Origin of the sequence: Arthrobacter sp. Br18 (assembly GCF_000520555.1) — a bacterium.
Taxonomy (GTDB): Bacteria; Actinomycetota; Actinomycetes; order Actinomycetales; family Micrococcaceae; genus Arthrobacter_D.
The window spans coordinates 8,804-14,576 of sequence record NZ_KI914875.1 but is presented as its reverse complement, the minus strand read 5'-3'; the positions used below and the strand labels follow the sequence as shown (position 1 = coordinate 14,576).

The following is a 5,773-nucleotide window of genomic DNA, read 5'->3' as shown; positions in this document are numbered from 1 at the left end:
CCCGCCACGCCGGCGGGGTCGGTATTGTCGCCGGTGAGGTGGACCTGCCCGCCGCCCCGGTGGACGATGACGGTGTTGAGCACTCCGAGTACCCGGACCAGGGGCGTGTTGCTGTCGGTGAGGCTCGTCATCGCCGCCTTGTGGGGCATGGTCACTGACAACCCCCGCCATCCCTCCTGCTGCCGCACGCGGGCGACGAGGGATTCAAGCTCCCCGGGGAGGACGTCCTCCGCCGAATACGTGCAGTCCACCCCCAGGTGCCGGTAGGCGGCGCCGTGCAGGGCGGGGGACTTCGAATGGGCGATCGGGGTCACCTCCGGCACGCCGGCGCTGCCGGATCAGGAGCGGTCCCCGACCGGCGCCCTAGAGGCACCGGCCGGCGTTCTCGCCGCACCACGCCTGGTATTCGGCGACATACCGGGCGTGCTCGGCAAGGGTTTCGGAGAATTTGGTTTCCCCGGTGTCGAGGTTGACAGTGACCCAGTAGAAGAAGGGAACGTCCGCCGGTTCGGCTGCGGCATCGATCGCCTCCTCGCTCGGTGATCCGATGGGGCCGACGGGCAGTCCAGGGTTGGCGTACGTGTTGTACGGGTTGCTGGTGTCGGCTTTTTCCTCGGGGGTGAGGTCATAGCTCTTCCTGCCGAGGCCGTACGTCACTGTCGCGTCGGACTGGATCAGCCCGCTCGTCTCGACGTTGTCCGGTCCCAGCCGGTTCATGATCGCCCCGGCCACGGAGGCGTAGTCGCCCTCCCCTGCCTCGGCCTGGACGATGCTGGCGATCGTCAGGATCCGGTACTGCTCCGCCGGATCCGTGATGCCGTCCGCCTCCAGTTGCGTGAGGGTGTTGTCCACCATCTGCTGGATGATCTCGGTTGCGGTCAGGGAGACATCGAAGCGGTATTCACCCGGATGCAGATATCCCTCGAGGCTTCTCGCCTGATCGGCCAGGCCGAACTGGGCGGGCGCGGCGGCCAGTGCCTCGAATTCGGCGACCGGGATGCCCGTGGACTCGGACAGGACGGTGAAGACCTCTCCCTGGCGCAGGTCACGCGCAATCGCCGCGTAGTACACCTGGCTGGGGTCCTCGCCGAGAAGCGATTCTGCCGCACCGTCGGAGGACATCTGGCGGCGCATCTCGTACTCGCCCGGTTGGACCTCGCGCCCGTCGGAGATGGCGGCCAGGGCGGAGACGAACTCGCCGGAATCCGCAACGATGTCCTCGGCCTCGAGCCCCATCCCGATGGCGAGGGAACCTGCCCCTTCGGGCACCGTGAAGACCACCGTCTCGCCACCCGGCCCGGCGTAATCGGTGATGTCGTCGAGGCCCAGGAGGTCCCTCAGCATCATCGCGACGCCGAAGACAACTCCTGCGAAGACCAGGAAAACCACGACCAGGACCACGGTGCGGCGGCGCCTGCGCCGCTGCCTCGCCTTCGAGGACGGTCTCTGGGGCCGAGGGTTCCCTGTTGCCGGGGCTTCGAAGAACTGCTCCATGGGCTCGAGGTGTGCGGCGTCGTCGTACTCGCCCGCGTCGGAGGGCTGCTCGGGATTCTGGGGCACTGGAGGTGGGGCGGATCGATGGCTCACAGCTCCTGATCCCTCTCCTTGAACGTGTTAGCGGAAATTACTGACTCCTGGTCGAAGGTCAATGGACGGCCTGAATCGCCGCCCACCTGACGCACTGGAACAGGATCCCCGACATCCCGATCCAGCGAACGTTGCATGTCGATGGCATGCTGAAGAATTTCAACGGCAGCCACCTGATCTACTAGCTTACGATGACCGCGGCTGCCGATGCCAGCCGAACGCAGGGAGCGGTGCGCCGAGACCGTGCTGAGCCGCTCGTCGATCAGGCGGACCGGGATCACCAGACCGGCCCGCCGGAGTGCTTCCGCGAGGAGGTCGGCGTACTCCCTCGCCATGGCTGCGGACTCCGATTCCCTTCCGCTGAGATTCTTCGGCAGGCCGACGAACACCTCGACGATTCCGCGCTCGGCTGCCTCGCGCACCACCGCCCGGATGTCGGCATTCTTCCTGGCATCCCGCGCCAGGGTGCGGATGGGCATGGCCAGCAGACCGTCGCGGTCACTTCCGGCCAGTCCCACGCGCACCGTTCCGACGTCGACGCCGAGCTTCGGGCCGGCGGGATAGGCGGGACCGGGAGCCTGCACAGCAGCTGTCATCAACGGCCTCCTGCTCAGCGGGAGGCCACAGCGGCCCGGATGGCGTCGAGCGCCTGGGGCACCATGGCAGGATCAGCACCGCCGCCCTGTGCGACGTCGTCCTTGCCTCCCCCACCGCCGCCGAGCACTCCTGCGGCTTTCCGGACGAGGGCCCCGGCCTTGACCCCCTCGGCACGGGCAGCTTCGTTGGTGGCGACGAGCACGAGCGGCCGGTTGTTGGCGGTACCCGCAGCGGCGACCACGGCAGCAGCCGAGCCGAGCCTGCTCCGAAGGTCGAGCGCAAGGGTGCGCAGTTCGTCGGCGCCACCGACGGCGCCGGCGTCGTGGGCGATCAGCCGCACCCCGTCCACATCCACTGCGGAGCCGGCCAGCGACGCCGCTTCGGCCGTCAACTGGTCCTTGCGGAGCCTCTCGAGCTCCTTCTCGGCGGCTTTGAGCTTGCCGAGGGTCGCTGCAATCCGTTCGGGCAGTTGTGCGGAGGGCACCTTGAGCAGGTCCGACAACTGGCTGACGAGCGCACGCTCGGCTGCGAGGTGACGGAAGGCGTCCATGCCGACGAGAGCCTCGACCCGGCGGTTCCCTGAACCGACGGACTGCTCGCCCAGCAGGGTCAGACTGCCGATGAGCGACGTCGAGGCCACGTGTGTGCCGCCGCACAGCTCCCTGGACCAGTCGCCGTTCATCTCGACCACGCGGACGGTGTCCCCGTATGCCTCACCGAAGAGCGCGGTAGCACCCTGGGCCCTGGCATCGGCCAGCGACATGATCCTCGTCTCGACCCGGTGGTTGTTCCGGATCGCGAGGTTCGAAACCTCCTCGATCTCGGACCGCGCTGCCGCACTGATGCCCTCGCCCCACGCGAAGTCGAACCGCAGGTAGCCGGCCTTGTTGAAGGAGCCGCGCTGCAGTGCCTCCGGGCCGAGGATCTGGTGCAGGGCCGCATGCACGATGTGGGTGCCGGAATGCGCCTGCTCCCCTGCGTGCCTGCGCTGGCGGTCGACGGCGGCGGTGGCGGTCGCGCCGACCGCAACCTCCCCCTCCCGCACAACGGCGCGGTGGACAGAAAGTCCCTTCACCGGGCGCTGGACGTCGAGGACCTCGACGACGAAACCGTTCCCGGTGATCATGCCGACGTCGGCAGCCTGGCCGCCGGCTTCGGCATAGAACGGCGTCTGGTCGAGGATCAGTTCCACCTCGTCGCCCTGGAGTGCCACCGGCACCGACGTCCCGTTGCTCACCAGGCCCCGGACGGTGGCCTCGTCCGTCAGGTCGTCGTAGCCCGTGAAGATGGTGGAACCGGCACCGAGCAGTTCGGTGAAGACCGAGAGATCCGCATGTCCGGTCTTCTTGCCCCTTGCATCCGCCTGGGCACGCTGGCGCTGCTCGAGCATGAGGGAGCGGAAGCCCTCGGCGTCGACGGCGAGGCCGGCCTCCCCCGCCATCTCCAGGGTGAGGTCGATGGGGAAGCCGTAAGTATCGTGCAGGGCGAAGGCGTCCGTGCCGGACAGCGGGCGGCCTGCTGCCTTGGAGTCCCGAACGGCATCCTCGAGACGGGCGGTACCAGACGCGATGGTCCTCAGGAACGCCTTTTCCTCCGCGTAGGCGATGCGGCTGATCCTTGCGAAATCCTCCTCGACGATCGGGTACGCACCCTTCATGGCGTCGCGCGAGGCCGGAAGCAGGTCCGGGAGGCAGGCTTTCTCCACGCCGAGCAGGCGCATGGCGCGGACGGCGCGGCGGATGAGTCGGCGCAGCACGTACCCACGGCCCTCGTTCGACGGCGAGACGCCGTCCGCGATCAGCATGAGTGACGACCGGATGTGGTCGGCGACCACGCGCATCCGGACGTCGTCGGTGTGGTGCGGGTCGTCCGCCGATTCGGCGCTCGTGTACTCCCTGCCGCTCAGTTCCGCCGCGCGGTCGAGGACCGGCCGGACCTGATCGGTCTCGTACATGTTCTCGACGCCCTGCAGGATCATCGCGAGGCGCTCCAGCCCGAGGCCCGTATCGATGTTCTTCTTGGGAAGTTCACCGAGGATCTCGAAGTCGTCCTTGCCGGTTCCCTCACCGCGCTGGTACTGCATGAAGACGAGGTTCCAGATCTCCACGTATCGTGCATCGTCGGCCTCGGGCCCGCCGTCGACGCCGTAGGCGGGCCCACGGTCGTAGAAGATTTCCGAGCAGGGTCCAGCCGGACCGGGCTGCCCCGTGGACCAGTAGTTGTCGGCGCGGCCCATCCGCTGGATACGCTCGGCGGGCACACCCACCTGGTCCCGCCAGATTTCCAGCGCTTCGTCGTCGTCGAAGTAGACCGTGATCCAGAGCTTCTCCGCCGGCAGCCCGTAGCCGCCCTGGTCCACGCTGGTGGTCAGCAGTTCCCAGGCCATGCGGATCGCATCGCTCTTGAAATAGTCGCCGAAGGAGAAGTTGCCGCACATCTGGAAGAACGTGCCGTGCCGCGCCGTCTTGCCCACTTCCTCGATGTCTCCGGTGCGGATGCACTTCTGGACGCTGACCGCACGGTCGTAGGGGGCCTGCTCGCGCGCCGTCAGGTAGGGAATGAAGGGCACCATGCCGGCCACGGTGAACAGCAGCGACGGATCACTCGACACCAGCGACGCCGACGGCACCGCAGTATGCCCGTTCCCCTCGAAATAGCTCAGCCAGCGTTCTGCGATCTCATGGGACTTCATCGGGAATGATTCCTTCGTTTCAGGCGGAGAAAAAAGGGGGAGGACCGGTCATCCGGAACGCCGGACACACGGCGCATCGGCGCCGCGGGCGGTCACGCGCCGCTGGTCCGGTGACAGGGCCGGGCGGCGTGGGCCGGCTAGAGCGCCGCGCGGCGGCCGGCCGTCACTGTCGTCGTCGTGGGCTCGCTCCGCGGGGCGGGAACCTCGACGCCGAGTGCTGCCTTGAGATCCGCTTCCCGTTCCTGCATGCCCGAGCGCAGTGCCTCTGCGAACTCGGAGATGCTGTCACCCACCTGCCCCACCGCACGGTTCAGGCCCTGTGGGCCCAGGGTCGATTTCACCTTGGACACCTTGCGCACTGCGAGGACTCCGATGGCGACGCCTGCAGCCATCCAAAAGGCTCTTCTGATCATGGTGGATCTCCTGGTTCTGGGATGCTAGCGGCTGCGGCGGCGGCGTGCAGGCGCCTGGCGCCCTGCGAAGGCTGAGCGGACACCGTAGGAGAACGCAGCCACCTTGATGAGCGGTGCCCCGAGGGTTGCAGCCGCCAGGGAGGACAGTGCGGAGAGGTTGGCCGATGCGTCGGAAACATGCGACGTGATGCCGTCCACGGTCTTCAGCTGCTGGTGCGTCGTGCTGACCGTGCTGGTGACTTCCTCGATCAGTGGCGTGGTCTCTTCGGTGACGGTACGGATTGCCCCGCGCAGCTCGTCGAAGACCTTCCCGAGCTTCCAGATCGGAACAGCCAGCAACAGGACCAGGACAGCGAACACAACGGCCGCAATCAGGCCGGCAATATCTCCACCGGACATGGCAGTCTCCTTCTCAACGCGATTCATCTGCGGGGCCGCCGTGCGGCAGCGGGTTTCTCTTTACCTTACCTACCCAATAGCCCGC

General features: G+C 67.4%; 5 protein-coding genes and 1 pseudogene. All 6 read right to left on the bottom strand.

Going from position 1 to position 5,773, the window contains the following annotated elements:
- A pseudogene (locus Y704_RS21015) lies at positions 1–314 on the bottom strand (shikimate dehydrogenase); the annotation flags it as partial.
- A gap of 49 nt (positions 315–363) precedes the next feature.
- Positions 364–1,587 carry an endolytic transglycosylase MltG gene (mltG, locus tag Y704_RS0112355; RefSeq protein WP_051477007.1) on the bottom strand — a complete coding sequence of 408 codons (1,224 nt, stop codon included), beginning with the start codon at positions 1,585–1,587 and terminating at the stop codon, positions 364–366.
- Positions 1,584–2,183: a Holliday junction resolvase RuvX gene (gene ruvX, locus Y704_RS0112350; RefSeq protein WP_026550343.1), complete on the bottom strand. Its 600-nt coding sequence runs from the start codon at positions 2,181–2,183 to the stop codon at positions 1,584–1,586. The genes mltG and ruvX overlap by 4 nt, the downstream gene beginning before the upstream one ends.
- A gap of 14 nt (positions 2,184–2,197) precedes the next feature.
- The gene (alaS, locus tag Y704_RS0112345) at positions 2,198–4,876 is read right to left on the bottom strand and encodes an alanine--tRNA ligase (RefSeq protein ID WP_026550342.1); all 2,679 of its coding nucleotides are present in this window, start codon (positions 4,874–4,876) and stop codon (positions 2,198–2,200) included.
- A gap of 137 nt (positions 4,877–5,013) precedes the next feature.
- Positions 5,014–5,289 carry a hypothetical protein gene (locus tag Y704_RS21010; RefSeq protein WP_343212845.1) on the bottom strand — a complete coding sequence of 92 codons (276 nt, stop codon included), beginning with the start codon at positions 5,287–5,289 and terminating at the stop codon, positions 5,014–5,016.
- A gap of 24 nt (positions 5,290–5,313) precedes the next feature.
- Entirely contained in the window at positions 5,314–5,688 is a 375-nt protein-coding gene (locus Y704_RS0112335; RefSeq protein ID WP_026550341.1) for a DUF948 domain-containing protein, read from the bottom strand.
- Positions 5,689–5,773: the final 85 nt, after the last annotated feature.

What these genes read in the sequence shown, in the direction of transcription:
- ruvX (WP_026550343.1), bottom strand. Translation starts at nt 2,183, where the DNA reads ATGACAGCTGCTGTGCAGGCTCCCGGTCCCGCCTATCCCGCCGGCCCG.
- alaS (WP_026550342.1), bottom strand. Translation starts at nt 4,876, where the DNA reads ATGAAGTCCCATGAGATCGCAGAACGCTGGCTGAGCTATTTCGAGGGG.
- Y704_RS0112335 (WP_026550341.1), bottom strand. Translation starts at nt 5,688, where the DNA reads ATGTCCGGTGGAGATATTGCCGGCCTGATTGCGGCCGTTGTGTTCGCT.
- Y704_RS21010 (WP_343212845.1), bottom strand. Translation starts at nt 5,289, where the DNA reads ATGATCAGAAGAGCCTTTTGGATGGCTGCAGGCGTCGCCATCGGAGTC.